The organism is Lacrimispora sp., assembly GCF_046972725.1.
In the GTDB taxonomy this organism is placed as follows: domain Bacteria; phylum Bacillota; class Clostridia; order Lachnospirales; family Lachnospiraceae; genus Lacrimispora.
In genome coordinates, this window is record NZ_JBKVXF010000001.1 from 859,021 (window position 1) to 880,845 (window position 21,825).

The 21,825-nt window shown below is 41.8% G+C and carries 22 protein-coding genes; 8 read left to right on the forward strand and 14 right to left on the reverse strand.

Going from position 1 to position 21,825, the window contains the following annotated elements; all coding sequences use genetic code 11:
- Positions 1–55: 55 nt before the first annotated feature.
- Positions 56–475, reverse strand: a complete 420-nt coding sequence (locus ACLTWA_RS04330; protein WP_412326332.1) for a DUF488 domain-containing protein — start codon at positions 473–475, stop codon at positions 56–58.
- A gap of 212 nt (positions 476–687) precedes the next feature.
- Here ACLTWA_RS04330 and ACLTWA_RS04335 point away from each other — a divergent pair, with 212 nt between their 5' ends.
- A complete protein-coding gene (locus ACLTWA_RS04335) occupies positions 688–1,182 on the forward strand; it encodes an N-acetyltransferase family protein (protein ID WP_412326333.1) in 495 nt (164 codons plus the stop codon).
- 37 nt (positions 1,183–1,219) lie between these two features.
- On the opposite strand, the gene ACLTWA_RS04340 is transcribed toward ACLTWA_RS04335, so the two are convergent.
- Positions 1,220–1,747 (reverse strand): N-acetyltransferase family protein, encoded by a 528-nt coding sequence (locus tag ACLTWA_RS04340; RefSeq protein WP_412326334.1) that lies wholly within the window; start codon positions 1,745–1,747, stop codon positions 1,220–1,222.
- Positions 1,748–1,912: 165 nt separating this feature from the next.
- Between ACLTWA_RS04340 and ACLTWA_RS04345 the strand changes: the two genes are divergently transcribed.
- The 6 genes from ACLTWA_RS04345 (at position 1,913) to ACLTWA_RS04370 (ending at position 7,976) form a co-directional block, all read left to right on the forward strand.
- Positions 1,913–3,352: an amino acid permease gene (locus ACLTWA_RS04345; protein ID WP_412326335.1), complete on the forward strand. Its 1,440-nt coding sequence runs from the start codon at positions 1,913–1,915 to the stop codon at positions 3,350–3,352.
- A 188-nt stretch (positions 3,353–3,540) separates the two neighbouring features.
- Positions 3,541–4,200, forward strand: a complete 660-nt coding sequence (locus ACLTWA_RS04350; protein WP_412326336.1) for a metal-dependent transcriptional regulator — start codon at positions 3,541–3,543, stop codon at positions 4,198–4,200.
- 24 nt (positions 4,201–4,224) lie between these two features.
- Entirely contained in the window at positions 4,225–5,157 is a 933-nt protein-coding gene (locus ACLTWA_RS04355; protein WP_412326337.1) for a metal ABC transporter solute-binding protein, Zn/Mn family, read from the forward strand.
- 23 nt (positions 5,158–5,180) lie between these two features.
- A complete protein-coding gene (locus ACLTWA_RS04360; RefSeq protein ID WP_412326338.1) occupies positions 5,181–5,939 on the forward strand; it encodes a metal ABC transporter ATP-binding protein in 759 nt (252 codons plus the stop codon).
- Between the two features lie 11 nt (positions 5,940–5,950).
- Positions 5,951–6,874: a metal ABC transporter permease gene (locus ACLTWA_RS04365; RefSeq protein ID WP_412326339.1), complete on the forward strand. Its 924-nt coding sequence runs from the start codon at positions 5,951–5,953 to the stop codon at positions 6,872–6,874.
- A complete protein-coding gene (locus ACLTWA_RS04370) occupies positions 6,858–7,976 on the forward strand; it encodes a metal ABC transporter permease (protein ID WP_412326340.1) in 1,119 nt (372 codons plus the stop codon). The genes ACLTWA_RS04365 and ACLTWA_RS04370 overlap by 17 nt, the downstream gene beginning before the upstream one ends.
- A 105-nt stretch (positions 7,977–8,081) precedes the next feature.
- On the opposite strand, the gene ACLTWA_RS04375 is transcribed toward ACLTWA_RS04370, so the two are convergent.
- The 4 genes from ACLTWA_RS04375 to ACLTWA_RS04390 form a co-directional block, all read right to left on the reverse strand.
- Positions 8,082–9,098: an AI-2E family transporter gene (locus ACLTWA_RS04375; protein WP_412326341.1), complete on the reverse strand. Its 1,017-nt coding sequence runs from the start codon at positions 9,096–9,098 to the stop codon at positions 8,082–8,084.
- Positions 9,099–9,234: 136 nt separating this feature from the next.
- On the reverse strand, positions 9,235–10,239 hold the full coding sequence (locus ACLTWA_RS04380) for a GDSL-type esterase/lipase family protein (protein ID WP_412326342.1): 1,005 nt from the start codon (positions 10,237–10,239) through the stop codon (positions 9,235–9,237).
- Between the two features lie 26 nt (positions 10,240–10,265).
- On the reverse strand, positions 10,266–11,336 hold the full coding sequence (locus tag ACLTWA_RS04385; RefSeq protein WP_412326343.1) for an MBOAT family O-acyltransferase: 1,071 nt from the start codon (positions 11,334–11,336) through the stop codon (positions 10,266–10,268).
- 641 nt (positions 11,337–11,977) lie between these two features.
- On the reverse strand, positions 11,978–14,278 hold the full coding sequence (locus ACLTWA_RS04390) for a glycoside hydrolase family 2 TIM barrel-domain containing protein (RefSeq protein WP_412326344.1): 2,301 nt from the start codon (positions 14,276–14,278) through the stop codon (positions 11,978–11,980).
- A gap of 187 nt (positions 14,279–14,465) precedes the next feature.
- Here ACLTWA_RS04390 and ACLTWA_RS04395 point away from each other — a divergent pair, with 187 nt between their 5' ends.
- On the forward strand, positions 14,466–15,329 hold the full coding sequence (locus ACLTWA_RS04395; protein ID WP_412326345.1) for an AraC family transcriptional regulator: 864 nt from the start codon (positions 14,466–14,468) through the stop codon (positions 15,327–15,329).
- A 131-nt stretch (positions 15,330–15,460) separates the two neighbouring features.
- Here ACLTWA_RS04395 and ACLTWA_RS04400 read toward each other — a convergent pair whose 3' ends face one another.
- The 8 genes from ACLTWA_RS04400 to ACLTWA_RS04435 form a co-directional block, all read right to left on the reverse strand.
- Positions 15,461–16,003: a cupin domain-containing protein gene (locus tag ACLTWA_RS04400; RefSeq protein WP_412326346.1), complete on the reverse strand. Its 543-nt coding sequence runs from the start codon at positions 16,001–16,003 to the stop codon at positions 15,461–15,463.
- A 54-nt stretch (positions 16,004–16,057) separates the two neighbouring features.
- Positions 16,058–16,558 (reverse strand): GNAT family N-acetyltransferase, encoded by a 501-nt coding sequence (locus ACLTWA_RS04405; protein ID WP_412326347.1) that lies wholly within the window; start codon positions 16,556–16,558, stop codon positions 16,058–16,060.
- Positions 16,559–16,600: 42 nt separating this feature from the next.
- Entirely contained in the window at positions 16,601–16,936 is a 336-nt protein-coding gene (locus ACLTWA_RS04410) for a VOC family protein (RefSeq protein ID WP_412326348.1), read from the reverse strand.
- Between the two features lie 24 nt (positions 16,937–16,960).
- Positions 16,961–17,554, reverse strand: a complete 594-nt coding sequence (locus tag ACLTWA_RS04415) for a lactate utilization protein (protein WP_412326349.1) — start codon at positions 17,552–17,554, stop codon at positions 16,961–16,963.
- A 311-nt stretch (positions 17,555–17,865) separates the two neighbouring features.
- Positions 17,866–18,081: a hypothetical protein gene (locus ACLTWA_RS04420; RefSeq protein ID WP_412326350.1), complete on the reverse strand. Its 216-nt coding sequence runs from the start codon at positions 18,079–18,081 to the stop codon at positions 17,866–17,868.
- A 168-nt stretch (positions 18,082–18,249) separates the two neighbouring features.
- On the reverse strand, positions 18,250–19,920 hold the full coding sequence (locus ACLTWA_RS04425; protein WP_412326351.1) for a S8 family peptidase: 1,671 nt from the start codon (positions 19,918–19,920) through the stop codon (positions 18,250–18,252).
- Between the two features lie 120 nt (positions 19,921–20,040).
- On the reverse strand, positions 20,041–20,526 hold the full coding sequence (locus ACLTWA_RS04430) for a DUF2798 domain-containing protein (RefSeq protein ID WP_412326352.1): 486 nt from the start codon (positions 20,524–20,526) through the stop codon (positions 20,041–20,043).
- Between the two features lie 195 nt (positions 20,527–20,721).
- Positions 20,722–21,819 (reverse strand): glycoside hydrolase family 105 protein, encoded by a 1,098-nt coding sequence (locus tag ACLTWA_RS04435; RefSeq protein WP_412326353.1) that lies wholly within the window; start codon positions 21,817–21,819, stop codon positions 20,722–20,724.
- Between the last annotated feature and the right edge of the window lie 6 nt (positions 21,820–21,825).

Sequence of the window (21,825 nt, forward strand, 5' to 3'; positions counted from 1 at the left end):
ACAGAAATATGTCCGTTGTTATTACAACGTACCAGAATCTTTTTAATTTTTTTAATTACAAACAGTCCTGCAGCATGGAACAAAGTACCTGGCTATGGGACTTTCTCTTCTTTGTTTCGGTTCCAATAAAACAGATCCTTGAGTATTTCCCATACTGGGACATAAAATAAGGAATGATATTTCTTTCCTTCATCAAAGCTGCATACCCCTTTTTATATTGCTCCCAAGTGATCCACTGCTTTAGATAAGGCTCCAGCAGTCCACTGTCAGGTGCAAACTCCCGGTCATGAACATAATCCGCATGGACAATGGTTTTAATCAGATACTCCAAATCTCTTTTCTTTGTAAATCCGCACAATTGGGAATCATTCTTCTGTCTTATATCCAGCACCAGGTCTACCTGATATTGTTTTAATGTTTCAAAAAATTTCTCAGCACTTGTTTCATAGGCACTGAGTACATAGATATCTTTCATATGCAATATCTCCTTTGATCTCTTGACTTTGAGCCTGTTTCTACTATATAGAAAAAAGCAAAGCGGGTATGTTGTCTGTGCAACATAACCCTTTTGCTTTTTTCTTAAATATCTCCCTGGAAATGACGATATATCTATAAAGAGATCATATATTTGCACTTCTCTGATTCATTATCTGCAATTAAATGGTACCTGCAAAAAAGGAGATCAAAATGAATATTTCTTTCCGAACCTATAAAAAAGAAGAACTTACATATTTAATGGAGATATGGAATGACATCCTGAAAGATGGAAATGCTTTTCCCGGAGAAAGTATCTATGAGGAAACAGGATTTGAAAAAATGTTAAAAGCCCAGACCGTGGTTTCCTGCATTCTGGTAAATCAGGAAGTGGCAGGATACTTTATCCTTCATCCGAATAATATCGGCAGATGCAGCCATGTTGCAAATGCCAGTTATGCCATCGCGAAAAAATACCGGGGGCATAAGCTGGCAAAACCTTTGGTTAAAAGATCCATTCAACAGGCAAAAGAAGCAGGCTTTCGGGGAATGCAGTTCAATGCGGTCGTGGCAGGCAATCTGGCTGCCATCCACACATACTTAAAAATCGGCTTTACCATGGTCGGCACCATTCCAGGAGGCTTTCGGTTAAAGAATGGCGGGTATTCCGACATGCATATCATGTATCTTCCCATTGATCCGGATTGATTTTGGCTTATCTGCAGCTTGCTGCACGTTCTGTTTTTTATAATTCTTCCAGCTTCAGCTCAAAAAAGATCTGTTTTTCCGGAATAAGTCCTTCAAGCAAAACGTCTGTGGAGCCTGCATACTGAAATCCCAGCTTCTTATATAAGCCCGCCGCCGGTTCGTTGTCAAAGTGTGTATCCAGCCTCATGACTTTACAGCCCAGTTCCCTTGCTCTTTTTAAGGCATAAGTAACCATCTTCTTGCCAATGCCCTTTCCTGCTTTTAAAGGAGGAATGCATAGAGTATGTAAGACAAGCACTTCTTCCGGGGCGGCAGGATATTTCCAGGGAATCCTTTTATAGCCTTCGGACTGATAATGATTTAAAATCATGCTGGCAGAAATTTCTCCGTCTTCCTCCAGAACATACAGCGTACCCTCTTCATGGCTTTTTTCAGCCACTGCTTTTGTGGGATACACATCAAGGACCCAATTGGAATGACTTCCGTGTTCCTTCTCATAAAGCAGCAGTTCCCTGTAAGTGTCAGCTACTGCAGCGATGTCTTCTTTTGTTGACCTTCTGATCATAAGCTCCTCCGGATTTTTTATTTTCCATTATAATTCATCCGCTCATAATTATCAAAGTATTTTTAGGAAAATTTACAGATAAACGGTATAAAAGTTGTTCTATGATTCGAATATCTTTTCTGTAATCTGAAATAATAATACAAAAAGTAAAAGCGAGGAATTCTAATGAAAAACAAACCAAAAGGCCTTACTGCCGGCCGCTTAACGATGATGGCTCTGGGAACCGTGATCGGCGGCTCCTTTTTTTTAGGTTCATCAGTGGCCATACAGGCTGCCGGACCAGCAATTATCCTTTCTTATCTGATTTGTGCGGTTATGGTTTATTTCATTCTTTTTGCACTTTCGGAAATGACAGTATCCAATCCCGACTCTTCTTCCTTTCGGACATTTGCCTCTCAGTATATAAATAAAGGAACAGGTTTTGTGGTCGGCTGGGTTTATTGGACAGGAATGGTCATTTCCATGTCCAGTGAAGCTACCGCAGTTTCTTTATTATTCCGAACCTGGTTTCCCTCCATATCGGTTCCAATACTTGGCACCGTACTGATCGTGGGCGTCACTGTTTTAAACCTTTTGGGGGCCAAGCAGCTGAGTCACCTGGAAAGCATACTGTCCGCAATCAAGATTTTAGCCATTATCGGCTTTATCCTTATAGGCTCCCTGATCATCTTTGGTTTTTTTCCCGGTATCCGGCCGCTGGGAAGCAGCATCCTCCGCTCAGAGCCATTTCTTCCCGGAGGGATAAAAAGCCTGGCCGGAAGCATGCTAATCGTTTTATTTACCTTTGCAGGTTTTGAGATCATCGGACTTGCTGCCAGCGAAACAGAAAACAAAGAAAAAAATGTGCCCCGTGCCATTCACCTGACGGTGTTCTGGCTCGTGACACTTTATATCCTGTGCATCTCAGTTCTATTGCTGCTGGTTCCCACCAAAGCCTTAAGTGATGATGTGAGCCCTATGGTTACGGCTTTAGACCGCTATCAAATGACCTGGGCAGGTACTGCCATGACGGTCATACTTATCAGCGCAATTTTATCTACCATGCTGGCTGCCATGTTTGGAATCGGAAGAATGCTTCGTTCCCTTGTCGAAGACGGGCTTGGGCCTGCATTTTTAAGGGACCGAACCGATGTTCCTTACCGGGGAATCCTGTTTTCCGGCTTTTCCATGATGCTGTTTTTATACGTTGGACTGTTTTTCCCTGAAGTTTATCTGTTTTTGATCAGCTCCGGGGGATTTGCGCTGCTCTTTACCTATATTGTGCTTATGTTTACCCACATCCGTTTCCGGAAAAAGAACGGAAAACCGGAGGGAAACTGCAGGCTGTGCGGATTCCCGTATAGTTCTCTGTTTACGATGGCAGGTCTGGTCATTGCCATGTTCAGCATGCCGTTTTTAAAGAGCCAGACCCTGGGATTTTTTGCAGGTATTGGTCTTGTGGCGTTTTTTACGGTCTGTTATGCATTTGTCCGTGCAGCAGATAAAAACAACTCTCACCAGCAAAATCAGTATCCGGCAGGAAGTCTGGAACACCGCCGCATTTTGACCGAATTTTCAGAAGAAATCTATGATCCGGATAAAACTCATAACAATCAGAAGCATTGATTCTTTTTCACATGTTGTAACACTTTCCGCATTTTAAAATATATTAGTCTAAGGAAACTTTTTTAGCCTATGCTAATTCTGCTAATGATAAAGATACTCATTTATTTGCTGTCGTCCGGCTTGCGCATGATTGATTTTAGGTATATAATATAAATAATTTAGGAGTACCTAAAACAGGAGGCAGCCTTATGACACCAAATAAAGAAGATTATTTAAAAGAACTATATAAACTGGGAGGCTCTGAACGCCTCGTAAGCAACAAACAGTTATCACAGACATTAAAAGTCGCTCCGGCTTCCGTATCTGAAATGCTGGCAAAGCTGAATCAGGAAGCATTGCTGACCACGGAACCTTATAAAGGAGCAAAATTGACGAAAGATGGAATTGAAATTGCAGTCTCTCTTTTACGGGGGCACCGCCTTTGGGAAGTTTTTCTCATACGGCACCTGGGCTATTCCTGGAGTGAAGCACATGAAGATGCGGAATTATTGGAACACGTATCTCCTTCCCGGCTGACCAACCGGCTGGAACGCTTTTTAAATTACCCGGCATACTGCCCCCACGGCAATGCGATTCCCGACCAGAACGGACAGATAAAAGAAGGATCCTTAATGCTTCTCTCCACTCTGGAGGCCGGAAAAACAGCTCTCATAAAAAAAGTCCAGGAAGAAAAAGAGCTTCTTGATTACTTACAGATTCAGGGAATTGAAATCGGAAGCAAGGTCACCGTCCTGGCTGTTGATGCCTATGAGGGTCCATATACTCTGGCTTTTAAAGACAAAACCATACAGATCAGTCATAAAGCTGCCTGCCAGATTTATGTATCTGCAAATGATGAATGTCTATAACATGAAATGATTGGAGGATTGAATATGATAAAAAAATTAATTGTGGCAGTAAACCTCAGTTTGATTGTTTCCTTACTTTTAACGGCCTGCCAGAAAACAGACCCAAAAAGTGAAAATGATACGCTTAATATTGTAGCTACCACTACCATGCTTGCCGACTTATCAAAAGCCATCGGCAAAGAACATGTGAAGGTTGATGGTCTTATGGGGCCGGGAATTGATCCGCATTTATATCAGGCAAGCGCCGGAGACGTTACGCTTATGCAGAATGCCGATGTCGTCGTGTATAACGGCCTTCATCTGGAGGGAAAAATGGGCGAGATCTTTGAATCCCTGACTGACCGGGGCAGCAAGGTGATCTGCATTGAAGACGGTCTTCCAAAAGACCAATTATTATCCTGGGAGAATGACAGTTCCGTACACGACCCTCACATCTGGTTTGATGTTTCTCTTTGGAAATCCGCCGCTAAAACTGTGGCCGGCCAATTATCCGAAGCAGACCCCGAGCATTCAGCCGATTACAAGAAGAACCTGGAAGCTTATACGGCAGAACTGGAGGCACTGGATACCTACATAAAAGACCGGATAAAAGAAATTCCAAAAGAACAGCGGGTTTTAATCACAGCACATGATGCATTTCAATATTTCGGCAAGGCCTATGGCCTTGAAGTGAGAGGCTTGCAGGGAATCAGCACTGATGCGGAAGCCGGAACTGCCGACGTGAGCAGCCTGGCAGATTTTATTACGGAACGTAAAATAAAAGCCATCTTTGTGGAATCCTCTGTCCCTCCAAAAAACATAGAAGCGCTACAGGCCGCTGTAAAATCAAAAGGCTTTGATGTAACCATCGGCGGAGAACTTTACTCGGATTCTCTTGGAGGCGTAAATTCCGGTGCGGAAACCTATCTCCTGACCGTAAAAGCCAACGTTGACACCATTGTAGGAGCATTAAAATAATGCCTGGAAAAGGAGGAACACCTATGAAATTAAATCCATCGGATTATGCAGTTCATATAGAAGATTTAACCGTCGCCTATGATTCCAAACCGGTTCTGTGGGATATTGACCTTGATATCCCCCAGGGCAAGTTAATGGCTGTGGTAGGCCCCAATGGGGCAGGAAAAACCACCCTCTTAAAAGCCATGCTTGGACTATTGATTCCGGTTACAGGTACGGTCCAGTTTTTTCAGGATAAAGAAAACAATCTCCGTAAATTAAAAAATCAGGTAGCTTATGTTCCCCAAAGCGGAAGCGTTGACTGGGATTTCCCGGCTACGGTACAGGATATTGTTCTTATGGGCTGCTACGGAAGACTTGGCTTTATCCGCCGCCCAGGAAAAAAAGACAGGGAAATGGCAATGGAATGCTTAAAAAAAGTGGGTATGGAAGAATTTGCAGCCCGTCAGATCAGTCAGCTCTCCGGCGGCCAGCAGCAAAGGGTATTTTTAGCCAGAGCCCTGATGCAGACGGCAGATATCTACTTTATGGATGAACCATTTAAGGGCGTTGACATCCAGACGGAAAAAGCAATTGTCCAGCTTTTGAAGGAATTAAGAGAGTCCGGTAAAACAGTTGTTGTGGTCCATCATGACTTGCAGACAGTACCTGAATACTTTGACTGGGTCACACTGATCAACATCAAAGTGATCGCAAGCGGCCCTGTGGAGGAAGTATTCCATGAAAATAATTTAAAAAAGGCTTATCACAGCTCCGTAAATCTATTACAGGGCGCCATGTAGGAGGTGACACTATGGAACAGGTATTTACCCTTTTTAAAGATTACACGTTCCAGACTGTGGCACTTGGCTCTGCCATTCTCGGGTTATTGAGCGGCATTTTAGGAAGCTTTGCTGTGCTTCGCAAGCAAAGTCTTCTGGGAGACGGTGTCTCCCACGCTGCCTTGCCCGGTGTCATACTGGCATTCGTGCTGACCGGCTCTAAAAATACGGAAGTACTCTTATTTGGAGCACTGGTCTCAGGCTTAATTGCCACTTTATTCATAATCAGCATTGTAAAACATACCCGTATCAAATTTGACAGCGCTCTGGCCCTTGTCTTGTCTGTATTTTTCGGATTCGGTCTGGTCCTGCTGACCTTTGTTCAAAAAATCCCCAATTCCAATCAGGCCGGGTTAAAACGCTTTATCTTTGGGCAGGCATCCACTCTGCTTCAAAAGGATGTAACCTTTATGGTTCTGTGCGGAGTGATTCTTCTGATCCTGGTTCTTCTTTTCTGGAAGGAATTCAAGCTTTTCATCTTTGACATGGAATACGCCAGAAGCCTTGGATTTCCTGCAAACAAAATCAATCTTTTACTATCTTTTATGATCGTTATGACCATTATTATCGGTCTGCAGACTGTAGGAGTCATCTTAATGAGTGCCATGCTGATCGCACCGGCGGTTGCTGCCAGGCAATGGACTGACCGTTTGTGGATCATGGTAACGCTGTCCTCTGTCTTTGGTGCTGTGTCCGGCATTCTTGGAACCATTGCCAGTTCCCTGACAGCCAAGCTCCCTACAGGCCCTGCGATTGTTGTTTTTATCAGCTCCATTGTTATATTCAGCATTTTATTTGCACCGGGAAGAGGAATTATACAAAAAATACTCCATCGCAAAAACCTAAAACAAATAATAAAAAACAAAGGAGGGAATGCGGATGTCACCACAATTTGAAATTCAGCTGATTGCCGTTATTGTTGCGGTTGCCTGTTCGCTGCCGGGCGTGTTTCTGGTTTTGAGGAAAATGTCAATGATGTCCGACTCCATTACCCATACCATTCTCCTTGGTATTGTCCTTGCCTTTTTCCTGACCCGTGACTTATCTTCTCCTCTCCTGATTGCAGGTGCTGCTTTGATCGGCCTTGCAACGGTTTGGATGACGGAAACACTGAACCGGACGAAACTGCTTTCTGAAGATGCTTCCATTGGAATCGTATTTCCGCTGCTGTTCTCCATCGCCATTATCCTGATCACCAGATATGCAGGTTCCGTTCATCTGGATACGGATTCCGTTCTTCTTGGGGAACTGGCATTTGCCCCCTTTAACCGGATGATCCTGTTTGGTTATGATATCGGTGCAAAAGCAATCTACAGCACCCTCACACTGTTACTTATTAATCTCATCTTTATTCTTGTATTTTTCAAAGAATTAAAGGTGGTCACCTTTGACCCTGTACTGTCTGCTGTTCTTGGAATCTCTCCTTCCCTGATCCACTATGGGCTGATGATGCTGGTTTCCATGACAACGGTAGGTGCTTTTGAAGCGGTTGGTTCTGTGCTGGTGGTTGCCTTTATGATCGGGCCTCCGGCTACCGCTTATCTGCTGACCGATGACTTAAAACATATGCTGCTCCTCAGTGCCGGAATCGGTGCTGTAAACGGAATACTGGGATTTTATATGGCGTCCTGGTTTGATGTTTCCATTTCCGGCAGTATGGCAGTCATGACCGGACTGGTGTTCTTTCTTGTATTTATCACAGCTCCCAAAAGAGGATTGATAAGCTCTGTAAGAAGGCACCAGAGACAAAAACTGGATTTCAGCAAAAAGACCCTTCTGTTTCATTTATACCAGCACGAAGGAAGCGAGGAAGAAAAGCAGGAAGCCGGTCTTACCACTCTTTCTGCACACTTTCACTGGGAAAAAGCATTTACCGATAAAATTGTCAGCGATTTATTAAGGGAAGGGAATGTGGTGATAGAGAAAGAGATGATCAAACTGACGCCAAAGGGCCGGGAGGTAAGCGATTTGGAATATAAAGCTATATTTTCAGAATAAAGCAATGAAACAGAAAGCGTAAAGCAAGGGGGCTGCCGCAGAATGTACGTTTGGCAGCCCCCTTGCTTTACTTATGTGACCGGGTTTATTCAGTCATTGGAACTCTTATTTTTCCCGCACCCTGATATCCAGTATATCCAGAAAAAACATAAACAGCGGAATGCCGAAAAGCAATCCCCATACTCCAATATAATGTTCACTTACAAGAAGAATAAGAAATACCAGGAACACCGGAATCTTTGTTTTTGCAGACATTAACTTTGGGTTCAGCACATAAGTCTCCAGAGAATGAAGCACGACGATCATTACAATCACTTCAATAATTTTAAATGCTCCGCCGATATTAAATGCGATGATGGCTAAAGGAATCAGGGAAATAATCACTCCTGCAACCGGAATCAATCCCAGTATGAAAATCATGGCACCAAGACCCAGGGTCTGTGGAAATCCCATGACCGTAAGGGCTAATACTGATAAAAACGAATTAATAAAGGCAATCAGAATCTGCAATTCAATCACTTTTCCAAAGGAGTTTAAAAACTTTTTTCCATAGAACGTAAAATACTCATAAAAGAAAGAAACCTTGCTTTGCTCCATATGTTTAAAAAACGAAAGGATCTCATCCTTTTCCAGCAAAAAGAGAAAGCTGATTAAAAAGGACAGCAATAGATTAAAACTGAATGTTCCCGCCGTGGCAACAAAGCTCAGAAGATGACTTTCTGCCACCTGGATATAGGAATCGATCTGGTCCTTTGGTATGCTGTTGATGAGACTGATATCCACTTTTGACTGAACCTGATTTAAATCAAAGGTAGAGATCAGACTGACGATATCAAGAAGCTGCTGGGTCACCTTTGGAATATACATAATTCCTGAAATGGTGAAAAACAGAAGAATTACGATATACATCAAAATGGTAATCAGTTTACGGCTGATCTTTATGTGGGCATTGACTTTATCATAGATAAACTTTTGAAGCTGTCCAAAGATAAATGTTACGATGAAAATGAGCAAAAGCTGATTGAGCATCCCCCGAAAGAAATACATAAATAAAACCAGCAATAAAATACTGACTACCTTCTTAACTATGGTGTTATTAATTATATCATCAAATCTGTCCATCCATTATGCCTCTCTATCCTGTAAAAGGAATTTATCTGTTATGTATTTTTACACGAATCTTACGCCTGTAAACAAAATTATAATATAAGCGCTGCTTTTTGGAAATACCCTTATCCAAATAATTCCTTTTATTTTATCAGGAATTTCTCATAATACCATGGGTAAGAAGGAAATCGGTCCATATATGGTAATAGGCTGCTTTTAAATGAACATTATCAAACGTATAAGCCTCCGGGATTCCACCTGTCTCATCCGCAATGGCCTGATTTACATCAATGTAAAATACACTGGCATTGTCCGCTAATTTTTCTATGGCAGCATTTCTTTCATTTATGTTTTTATTGTTAAAGATGGGGTCCGTATCCGATTTTTTTTTCGTAACCCGCATGATACCCTCAATGTATATTACCGCATCAGGCTGAAGCTCCCTTATTCTTCCGATTACCTGACTGTATCGTTCTGCAAATTTCCCGGTCGTTCCTCTTCCCAATTCGTTGATTCCCAGCATAATATAGATTTTTCCAAACTTCTGCTTTTCCAACGCTTTATCTATGGTAAGTGTTTCCCCGTTTACTTTTGCAATCTTTTTTTCAAATACATCATAGATCGTAAGACCTATGTCTGCATAATAAACTGGATTCTTCCAGCCAGAATACTGCGATAAGCCAACAGTCCTGGAATCTCCGATAAATAGAGCATCATCAAAATAGCTTTGATCAACGGTCGTAAATACAGGGGCACTCTCAGCCTTGCCCCCAGAAGGACTTTCCCCCTCTGCTTTCTTGCCGTCCTGAGGGGGTGCTGATTTTTCTGTCTTACTGGCTGCCGATTCTGCACTGGCTGTTGTCTCTGGGCTGGCTGCTGTCTCCGGGCTGGCTGTTTCCCCCATCCCGGCAGGTCCACGGTCATCTATAATGCCTGCAGCTGTCTTCCTGGAACCAAACGCCAGTATATCCCATGGATATTTTCCCTGTTCCATCCCTTGAAAGACCACTGCCAGCCGGGGAGATTTTATCAGATCTACAGAATTTTCGGCGTAAACAGTATTCCTGCCAAGATATCCAACCAAAGACAAAACCACGGTGCTGGCAGATAACAGAGCCAGCAGACGGTATCTTTTAAAGTCTCCCAAATTTCTCATAATTGTCCTTTCGTCCTTTGCAGCGCTTAAAACTTAAAATATAAAAATGGATTATTTACTCCATTGGAAAGCTGGTAAACAGAATACCAGAATATAATCAGAAGAAAAAACGTGCAGACCAGATGATTCTGGTATTTGTGGAAGATCCGTTTCCCATAAGGCAAACAAAGAAATCCTCCGATCAACAGCAGCCATTGATACTGACTGAAATATTTTATAAAGTCACCAGGGTTTACATTGATTCCCTGATTAAGACCAAACATTCTGCCAAGATAGATTCCCAACTGTTTTAAGTTACTGATGGCAAAAATCATCCAGGTAACGGGAATTACAAGTAACATATAACATCTGGCAAGAATCTTTGATCTGTCCAGTACCGGTTTAAAATAGAGCTTTTCAAGGAAAATCAACAGAAACAGAACCAGTCCCCATATGACGTAATTCCAGCTTGCCCCGTGCCACAAACCGGTAAGGAGCCAAACCACCAGAAGGTTTCCTGCCAGGCGCAGCCTGCCGTGCCGGTTTCCGCCCAGAGGGATATAGACATAACTCCGAAACCACATTCCAAGGGTCTGGTGCCATCTGCGCCAGAATTCCATTACAGATTTCGATATGTAAGGGTAATTAAAGTTCGCAGGCAGATAAAAGCCAAGCATCCTGCCGATTCCAATTGCCATGAGGGAATATCCCTGAAAATCCAGATACAGCTGCAGGCTGTATCCTACGGCCCCCAGCCAGGCAAGAGGGGTGGAAATGCTTTCAAAACCAATGGTCTGTATCCCATTCCACAGCAGTCCGATCCGGTCAGCCGCCAAAACCTTCATTCCAAGTCCAAGAATAAAAATTCTTAACCCCATCTCCACCTTAAATATACTGTATTTTCTGGCGGAAAGTTCTTCTGCAATCTCCCCAAAGGCAGTGATGGGACCGGATAATATTTTCGGAAACATGGTTACATAGGTGGCAAAACCGGAAAGAGTGAGTGTATCCCCAATGTCACCGCGGTACACATCCACAACGCAGGAAATGATCTGAAAAGTATAAAAGCTGATTCCCAGCGGTAATTCCTGATGGAAAGAAGCTATCTTAACACTCAAAGAAAAGAACCTTAACAGGAAATTAATATTCTCTATGAAAAAATTTATATATTTAAAGAATAATAGGGTTCCAATATTATAAATCAAAGCTCCCGTAAGCCAAATCCTTGCATGCTCCCGGTGCGAAAGCATCTGCCTTACTGCGATATAATTGATTCCGATTGACAATAAAATCAAAGGAAGATATTGAAAATCACCCAGTGCATAGAAACAAAGACTCCCTGCAAAAAGGACTTTATTTCTGTGTTTGACAGGCACTGCATAATAAAGTACCAGAAATATCGGAAAAAAACGAAAAATAAATCCCAAACTACTGAAAACCACCGAGTTGTCCTCCCTCTTGCTGCTATCATGTGGTTTCTCGATATTCACTGGAAACACGTACCACAAAGACCTATTATAATCATTTATTTTCAGAATGCCATTAATTAAGCATTAATTAATTTTAAGTTTTCCTGTATATTTTTACAAAATCTTAACAAAATTATATGATTTTGGATGGATTTTTCAATCCGCTGCCCCTATCAATCAATACGGGATTTGTGACAACGAAAAACAGCTATCCTTCCGTTCTATAAGAAAGATAGCTATTTTAGTAAAATTTAAAAATATTTGCAAAAATACCGCAACCCCATAATTGCTTATACATCAACCGCAATAACTGCGTCCGCACACTTTTTTAAAACCGGGCAGGTCACGGAAATGTGGATTGTTCCTGTCTCTCCGGTTGTCCTTACCCAGAATGCAGTCTGACCGCCGATGAGACTGAGTTCAGAAGGACCAATCAGTACCCCAGTTCCCCCAACCTTTATACTGACCGGTTCCTGTAAGAAAGGAAGTGTATTATGAAGCTGATCGCTGACCTTGACCACGATCCTGGTGGCGTCCCAATCACCAGCTTTTAAGCTGAAATCATCCGGGGTAAGGGTCAGATGAGTTGGAACGGAATTTCTTGAATACATGTTACGGATCACTTCTTTCCCATGGACATAGCCTGCAAAGACTCCGTCTTCCCATCGCATGCCCCACTCTCCTGCCATTTCATCAATCACGACCGGCGGATGGGACAGCGCAGGATAGTGCTGCCAATCCGGTTGGAAGGTACCTTTTAACTCATCTCCATAATAAAACCTGACTTCGTCGCAGTTCGTAAAGATTACCAACGGAATCACACCGCCAATGCTGCGTTCCCCCCGGGCCCAATAGGTGGCAGGTTCTAAAATTACCTCTTCATCAGGAGATTTCTGACTGCTGTAAGCATATGCAGCAAACTTGGGGATACGGAACATATCCATAACCCCGTGATAACAGATTTTATCACCGGAACCGAAATCTGCGTGAGTATTATAATCAAAGGCACACCAGCCAATGGCTCCTGCAATAGCATCATTGCCCCATGAGGCATTCAATACCCTAGAATGCCGGAGTGCATGCTCTGCGGCACGTTCTTCCTGATCAAACCGTTTTGTGGGATACATATGTCCATTGTATTCGCAGACCAGATAAGGCACATCATATGCCAGTCCGGTCACATCTTTCGGTTCCCGCAAAGCAATGCACGCTCCGTCCTTTCCCTGAAGATGATCATAGGTTTTATAATTACGGATTACAGATGATAAATATTTTCCGTAACCGTTATCATGGATAAAATCATTCATTGTATATACATCTTCTAAAAATTCACTGTTGCAAAGATAACGTACCCCACCTGTGGGACGGGTGGGGTCCAGCTCTTTTGCAAGCTGGTTGGTACGTGTATAAAGGCTATGATGATCCTGGGATTCATTAATACGCACTCCCCACAAAAAGATACTGGGATGATTCCTGTCATGGATTATCATTTCCTTTATATCCTGCAGCACCTGCAGCTGCCATTCTTCATCACCAATGTGCTGCCAGCCCGGTGTTTCCTCAAACACCAGCAGCCCGATCTCATCGCATCTGTCTAAAAAATGACGGGATTGAGGATAATGGGATGTACGCACCGTATTAAGCCCCAGTTCGTATTTAAGAATGTCCGCATCCTTACGCTGTACCCGTGCCGGCATGGCATAGCCTGTATAAGGGTATGACTGATGGCGGTTCAGTCCATTTAATTTGATCTTTTCCCCGTTTAAGTAAAATCCTTCCGGCATAAACTGCACTTCTCTAAATCCAATACGCACTTCATAGCAGTCGATCTCACATTTTCCCTGGAACAGCACACATTTGACTTTATAAAGCTTTGGATGATTCAAGGACCAAAGCACAATGCCGTCAAGCGGCTCCAGTTCCAGATGTACAAGACTGTCATATGAAACAGCACGTTCAAGGCTGGAGATTTCCTTAGTTCCATCAAGCAATGTTATCTGTACCGTAAGATCACTCTGTTCCTTTTCCAATCCGTTCAGAAGAATATCCGCAGACAATTTCCGGTTGCCCGTCAACAGGCCCGGAGTCGTTATGAAAACATCTTCCAGATACACAGGTGACACCACACGCAGCTGCACTTCGCGATAGATCCCACCATAAGTCAGATAATCGATCTGTCCGCCAAAAGGGGGGATATCCGGCCGCTCGGTGGAATCCACAACAACGGTCACTTCATTTTCAACAGCAAAATCAACCAGATCTGTGATCTCGATGTCAAAGGCCGTATAACCGCCTTTATGTTCCCCTGCGAAAATACCGTTTACATAGACACGTGCATCACTCATCACCCCTTCAAAGTCAAGAAACAATCTTTTTCCCTTCCACTGAGGCTCTAAAGCCAGCTTACGCTTGTAGCAGGACACAAAGCAGCAGGCTTCCTCATCAAAGTAATTATAGGGCAATTCAAGGTTCGTGTGAGGCAGACACACCGGTTCATAACAGCCGTTGTCCTCCATTTGCTTAAGATCCTTTTCCTCACAAAATTCCGGCTTATAAAGCCATTGCTGATTAATGGATAAAATAGTACGCATAGAAAAAAAGTCCCCTTCCGCTCCATTCTGGATAGAATTGATTTTATTACCATTATTATGGCAGTATTTATATGTTTGGTAAATACAGAATATCGTCTGAAATATGGAGGAAATAATACTTATCCATAGACAGAGCAGCAATCGGATGGTATAGTTAAAGCAGTAATGATAAGTGGAGGGATTTGCAATGATTAACGATTCCGGATATTATTATACGGATGAAGGCGGCGCTAAAGACATGCAGTATGACATTCTGGTCAACAGCGCGGGACACTATAAGCTGATTACACAGCAATGTTTTGAAACCACCCGTCCGTACGGGCGTCAGGATTATCAATTGCTGTATGTTGCCAAAGGCAGTGTATTTTTTCAGATAGAAGGAAAGCTTCATCAAGTCGGAGAGGGGCACATGGTCTTATACCATCCGGGAGACAGCCAGTATTACCGTTATGAATTGGTGGATCAGCCTGATGTCTACTGGGTCCATTTCACAGGCAATCAGGCGGAAACACTCCTGTCCCAGGCGGGATTTGGCAAAAGCGGCATTTACCGCACCGGTCCTCAAAGCGAATTCGTCTTATTGATTCAGAATATGATTCAGGAACTGCAGGTAAAAAAGTGCCGTTACCTTCCAATCACCAACTTATATATGAAAGAATTGATTGAACTTGGTGCCCGGTATTTTTCGGAAGATGAAAAGGACCGGTGGGACAGCACTGGTTTTATAGAAAAAGCCATTGTTGATTTCCATCAGTCCTACCATCTACCCATCAAGGTCAATGATTATGCAAAAAAGCTCAACATCAGCAGCTGTTGGTTTATCCGCTGCTTCAAACGGTACACAGGAAAAACACCCCAGCAATACATTATGGACATCCGGATGAACAAAGCAAAAGAGCTTCTATATTCCAGTTCCTTTGGCTGCAATGAGATCGCCCAAAGCATCGGATATGCAGATTCCTTATATTTCAGCAGAATATTTAAACAGACCGTTGGCGTGTCTCCCCTGGCGTACCGGAAGAATATCCGGAGTAAGCATGAATATACGTAGTAACTTTCAACAGACGAAACCGAGATACATGGATACGCTATATTAAAGATTTAAGATTAAATACTTTAAGAAAAGCTGCAGACCTTCTTATATGAAGATTTGCAGCTTTTCTTATCTATGTGATTCATCTTTTATTCTTTTGTTTCATTGCTTTCTCTTGATAACTTTAAAATGGTTTCCTTATACTGAGGGTATTTACACAGCAGATCCTCCCGGTCAAATAATTCAAAATCCTTAAAATCAAATCCCGGAGAAACCATACAGCCAACCAGTGCATAGCCTTCCTTATTCATTGCAGACCCGAATATATAACCTTTTGGAACCAGAACCTGAGGCTTCTCTCCTTTTTCCACATCAAGTCCCAGCTCTTTCGTAATTAATTCTCCGTCAGGAGTGATCATATATATGGTTAAGGAAGAACCTGCGTGGTAATACCACATTTCATCCGACTTTAAACGATGAAAATTTGATACTTCGCCGTCTCTCAATAAGAAATAAATACTTGTCCACAACTTTCTAACTTCCTGTGTTTCCACACCATTCTCTTTTAAGATTGTAATGTCTTCGGAAGCCCCTAACTCTTTAAAATATCCGCCTTCCTGATGGGAAACCATATTCAACTTTTCAATAAAATAATCTGCTGTATACATTTTTTCTATATGACGAGAGATCAATCATATGCTCCTTTCTATTGTGTAACTGAAACCGTTTCTTTTATTTTATCTGTCTTACAAGTTTTTTTGTAGAACAACGACCTTGCACCCTTGAGCTTCCGCTTCTTTTCCGGTGTTTTTAAAATTATTTTTGATCCAAAATGCCTGACTTTGTGGATTACCTTTTACATATGCCAGTCTGATATAAGAAAATCCGATTTCTTTTAAAGATTGACAAACTTCTGTGATAATAGCAGTACCTATCCCTTTGTTTTGCGCTTGCTGACTAACCATAAAAAAACCTATATACGCAGTTTCTTCATTTGGATATCCAGATATTACATCCAATACTGCCATAAGCATATTATCCTGGTAAAAACCTACAAAGTATTTTTCACGGTTGGTTTTCCCTTGAGGTAATGCATTTAAATCTTCTTTTATGCTGTCATGCGTAACAAATGGCGGGCAATATTGATAATATAATGAATTGTCCTTACACAAATCATAAATTTGGGGTATGTCGAATTCTTCTAATCGTTTTACTTTATATCTCCGAGACAGTAACTCTATATGCATATTACACCTCTAATCGTACAGATTCTTATGTATCTTTATTAATTACTCAGCAAATTCTCCGGCATAGGGGATATAATTTCCGGTGACTTCAATCACATTTCCATCTGGATCCGTAAATTGAAAGTAATAATAAGGTTCAATATTACACACATATTTTATTTTTGTACAATGATCTGTGATTTTTATACTCTTTACACGTTCATATTCCTTTTTTAAGTCCTCTGTATGAAAGTTCAGTACGAATTTTCTTGTATTCGGAGCACAAGCAATTCCTTTTAAATCATCAAAATATACAGAACTCTCCCCTTTATAAATTACCTTATCAGGATTATCAGTATCAAAATGAGCATTCATTAAAGAAATACAATTTTCTTTCAAACAGAACATTGCAAACCGGTTCAGTTAATACCCCAATTCCTGATCCACAAAGATAACTTCACACTTCATCCCCAATGGTACACGTTCAATTACTGAAATAATACGGCAAATCCGGCCCGGACTGTTACAATCATAACATTTATCCCCCTTAACCGCACATGGAGTTTTTGCTCCCAATCGTCTGGCATTCAAGGGGGCCGCTACATTTTTACACCGGGAATAAGCGTCGCTAATATTAGCTGTGATTTTATTTCTTCCTATAATATAATAACAGGATTGAGGTCCAAAAGCAGTCATTGCGACACGATTTCCTGTTCCGTCAATATTTACAATCTCTCCCGTTTCTGTTACTGCGTTTGCACTGGATATATAAATGTCTGCACAGTTTGCAAGCTTTCGCACTGACCGTCCTGGAATCTTATTGTGCCATACAACGACATTTTTCTGTTGCAAAGCCTCAAACAATCCCATTTCCTTCAAAGTTTCACTTCCCCCAAATCCGATGGTTTGATTTTGTAAACTATCGGTAAGGTAACAACAGGCAGCCTCTTTTGCAGAAAAAACCTGCGTTGTAAAGCCATGCCGCTCAAAATTCTCTCTTATCTGGGAATATTCCACAAACTCATCTCCAATCTCTATTCCATTTTTAATTATAATACGATCTCTTATTCAGATAAATCTATTCATCGATACATACAGGATATCATTAAACCTACTGTCTATCAATATTAATTTTTTTGTGAAATCACATTTCCATGAATCCCATATGGATAAGAAGTCCTGAGTACGTAATCCGAGATCGTATTGGGCTTTTAACTGTTTATTCCGGGGAATACAAACAACATCGCTTCCCAGTTTTTACGCCAGAAACCAGGAAAAAAGGATATGATAAAAGTGACTAAAATATCTTAGTCACTTTTAAAGCATTCTTATTCGCCATCGTGTTTATTTCCCGTTTTATAATCAGCTCTGGCCCAGTTGGGGGCATTGATGGGGCCTGCTTTTTCATTGCCATTTTTTGCAGCGCCCTGGATCTCAGGCACCTGAGCCTGTTCATTTTTGGGATGATGCATTTTCTCATGATTCTCTGTTCCGTGATTGTTAGAATCATATGGATCGGGTCTTCTCATACCTGCTTTTGCCATAATAATACCTCCTTGTCTTCCATTAGTTTCTGTATTTCCATGAAAACTATACAATAATAATCAGGCATTTTCAGGCATTAAGATTCAGAAATTCTCTGCGGCGGGGGATATCCGCCCCGGCTTCTTTCGGAAGCCAGCTTACAAACCTTTTTACCATATTTTAATTTATTACGTTGTGCTGGACAGCATACTTAGTAAGGCTCTTATATCCAGTACCCCATATCCCCAAATATTATTGGGATAATACATGATGGGCTCCCGGCGTGCATTCTGGATCAGCATGCCATGAATCTGATTCCCATTAAAAGCGGCATGATTGCTTCTTATGATCCACTCCAGAATGATTGCAATGGCTCCCGCTGCAAAGCAAACGGCAGCACCGGTTCCACTGAATACCCCGTACCGGTCTCCCGGGAATGCACAGGCGATCTGTTGTCCGGAAGCTGCTATATCCGGCTTAATGCCTCCAATTCTGGTATAGCCTCTTCCTGACTGTGCTAAAATACTGTTACTGAATTGATCATAAGCGGTGACCGTTATGATATTGCTCGTACTTCCCGGTGAAGTTATTGTAGTATCCGGATTAGGGTCATAGAAATAGGTTTCATTGGATATGAGATTCCCCGATGGCAGCCACGCATGAAAAGAGAACGGAAAATCCTCCACATCTACGACCCGAAAGCGCCAGACTCCCGGATAAGCATTGCCGAAATTAATTAATATCAAAGGATTCCTGCGTCTGCTTAAGAAAACAAAGTTATTGACCAAAACAGTACTCTGACTTTGTTCAAATATAAATTCCTCACATTCCAGCGAGGGAAAAACCGCTTGCGTTGATTCTCCCAAAGGCGATGTGAGCTCAATGGATACTGTTGACGGTGCATATGGCCAGATTTCCATTGAAAACAATTTGTCATTGTTTCCTACATTCATATAAAATTCATGAACAAAAGGTTCGGAATAAATGCTGTTAAAATAATGCCTTCCCTTATTGCCTTCATCTCCGGCCGAAACACATGCCCCCATGTTATACACCAAGGATATGTTATTTAAATAATCACTCAAAGGATTAATCCCATCATGCCCCCCCTGGCTGCTGCCTAATGTAATGCATATAACTAACGGGCGGTTTAAATTCAGGGACATAGTAATCAAATATCTGATTCCAAGAATGATATCGGTCTCCTGAAAGCACAGTGAATCAACCGGGATATTAAAAAGCTGTTTCAGATTTTGTTTTGCTTCTTTTAATTTAACAACTACCAGTTCCGATTCCGGCACGATCCCGCTAAATCTCCGGGTGTAATCCGGTCTTCCTGCAATAATGCTTGCAACAGCGGTTCCATGTCCGACCGTATCCACAGACGGAACAATGGAAAGAGGATCGGAAGAATTCAATGCCTGGTTAATCATATCACGGGTATACTGGCTGCCGAAAGTAAATTCCATGGGTATGTTACCGCTCTGCTCGGTCTGATCCCATATGGAAGAAATACATGTAGTTCCATCTGCATTTATAAAAGCCGGATGCTGATAATCAATGCCAGTACCAATAATTCCTACAATAACCCCATTTCCATGAAAATTATACTCCGCATTAAACTGTATTGCCTGGCTGTAGGCAATTCCATCACTGACTTCCGAGACCAGTGTATATATTTCAGGGAAAGAAGAATAAGGATTTTGTCTTTGATCACAGGTATTAATTTCAGAGGTCCTGATGTGCAATATGGAATGGGTTTCATTTAGAAGGGTGACATTGTTATCATTGTTGTATAGCGGACTTACTGTGTTTTCTATCATCAAATCAAAATAATTCTCATCTAAGATTTTAGCCATATTTATTTTCCTTATTTCTGCAACAAGTCAATAATATATATGCAAAATCAGATTAATTATGTGGATATAGGGGAAAAAAGGAACCCGACAACCAAAAAGTCATCGGGTCCCGTTCTATATTTACATTTTATCAGATACTTCTTTTCCTTCATTTTTAAACACAGTTCCGAAAATAAACCGCACCAGCGGACCAACGAAAAATATCTGTGAAAAAAGTGCCATAGGAAAATTAAATACAATGGTGTTGAGCCATACGGCAACAAGTTCAGAGCCAGGACTTTTAAAAAGCAGAACTGCCAGCAGGCTCATAACAGGACACATGACACATACAGTCATGGAAGAAATTGCCAATACTATTAATATGGAGTTGTTCATAAACGGTGTAATGATTCTTTGGGATAATTTCATTGATAACTTTTCCCCAAACAGCATCTCAATGATGAATGCTGCCGGCCACATAATAAGCATTTCCTGAAAAGCTATGAGAAATATTTCATTTCGCATATTTCCTTTTTCTATAGCTATATTATAGCAGATCATAACATACACCATAAAAAAGGTCATTAATAAAGTGAAAATAATGGTTTGGAATTTGTTTCTTGGCATTGATTGCATCCTCCTGATAAATTAATCTTAAGTAAAAATATCTGTGTTGTTCATGCCAGGGAAGCAATGTTTCCAATCAAAAACCAAATTTATTTACTTTACAAACCTAAACATTATACTACAATCAGATAATAATTTCAAGTTTTTTCATTTTGATTTTATAATTGTTTGCAAGTATAGGTTCCACAATCATCATCACTTTATTACCCGTTCCATTTCGGTACACATCAGCAGAAAAGCTCCGGTTCCATGTAAATCATTCTCACTGGTCGGACGATTGCAATAATGCATATAATCGCCCACACCGGTTCCTACGCAGATTCCACCGATTATCAAATCCTCCCCTTTGTATTCCAGCCGGTCAATGACTCCTTCAAATGCCTTTACCGCCTTTGCCAAATGGCTTTTATCCAGAAAGCCTAGTCCCACGCCTTTGCAGATGGCTGCCGCAAAAAGACAGGTACAGGATGTTTCCGGCCAATTGTGGGGGTCCTGGCCTTTATCAATGACCTGATACCACAGACCACTGAAATCCTGATAGTTTTCCACTGCCTCTAACAACCGGAGGGCGAATGCAGTCAATTCCTCATAACCTTGCTGTGTTTCCGGCATACATTCCAGTTCATCAAAGAGGGCCACCAAAACCCAGCCAATGGCCCGTCCCCAGAACTCCGGAGAGCATCCGGTCTGCGGGTCGGCCCAGGGTCTCTCTTTTGTACTGTCCCAGGCGTGATAGAGAAGTCCTGTTTTCCTGTCCTTTGTCTTTCTTTCCATCAGCAATGCCTGAAATACACAGCTGTCAAAGCACTCCGTATCGTGAAACGTCTTTCCATATAAAGCACTGAACGGACCAGCCATATACAGGCCATCCAGCCACATCTGATCCCGGTTCTTTCCCTTATGCCAAAAACCGCCCTCCTTGTTTTTGGGAAAATTACGGAGGACATCCATTAATGTATGAATGGCCTTTTCATATCTTTTGTCTCCGCTTTCTTCATACATACGGTATAATAAGATTCCAGGCTGTATGTCATCCAGTTCATCCGAATGAAATCCATGCAGCTCTCCGTCAGGAGTCACAAGGCTGTTGACCCATGCATCAATATAGGTCCTGTACTTCTCCTCCTTACTTAACAGGTACGTTTTCTCCATCCCAGATAAAAATACCCCCTGATGATAATGAAAGTGTGCTTTGGGCGGTAAATCTTCCGCATCAAACTTCCGCATCATGGTATCACACGCTTCTTTTGCATAAGATAGAGGCGAATGCCCCCGGTAAGTATACTTGTTCATGGTTTT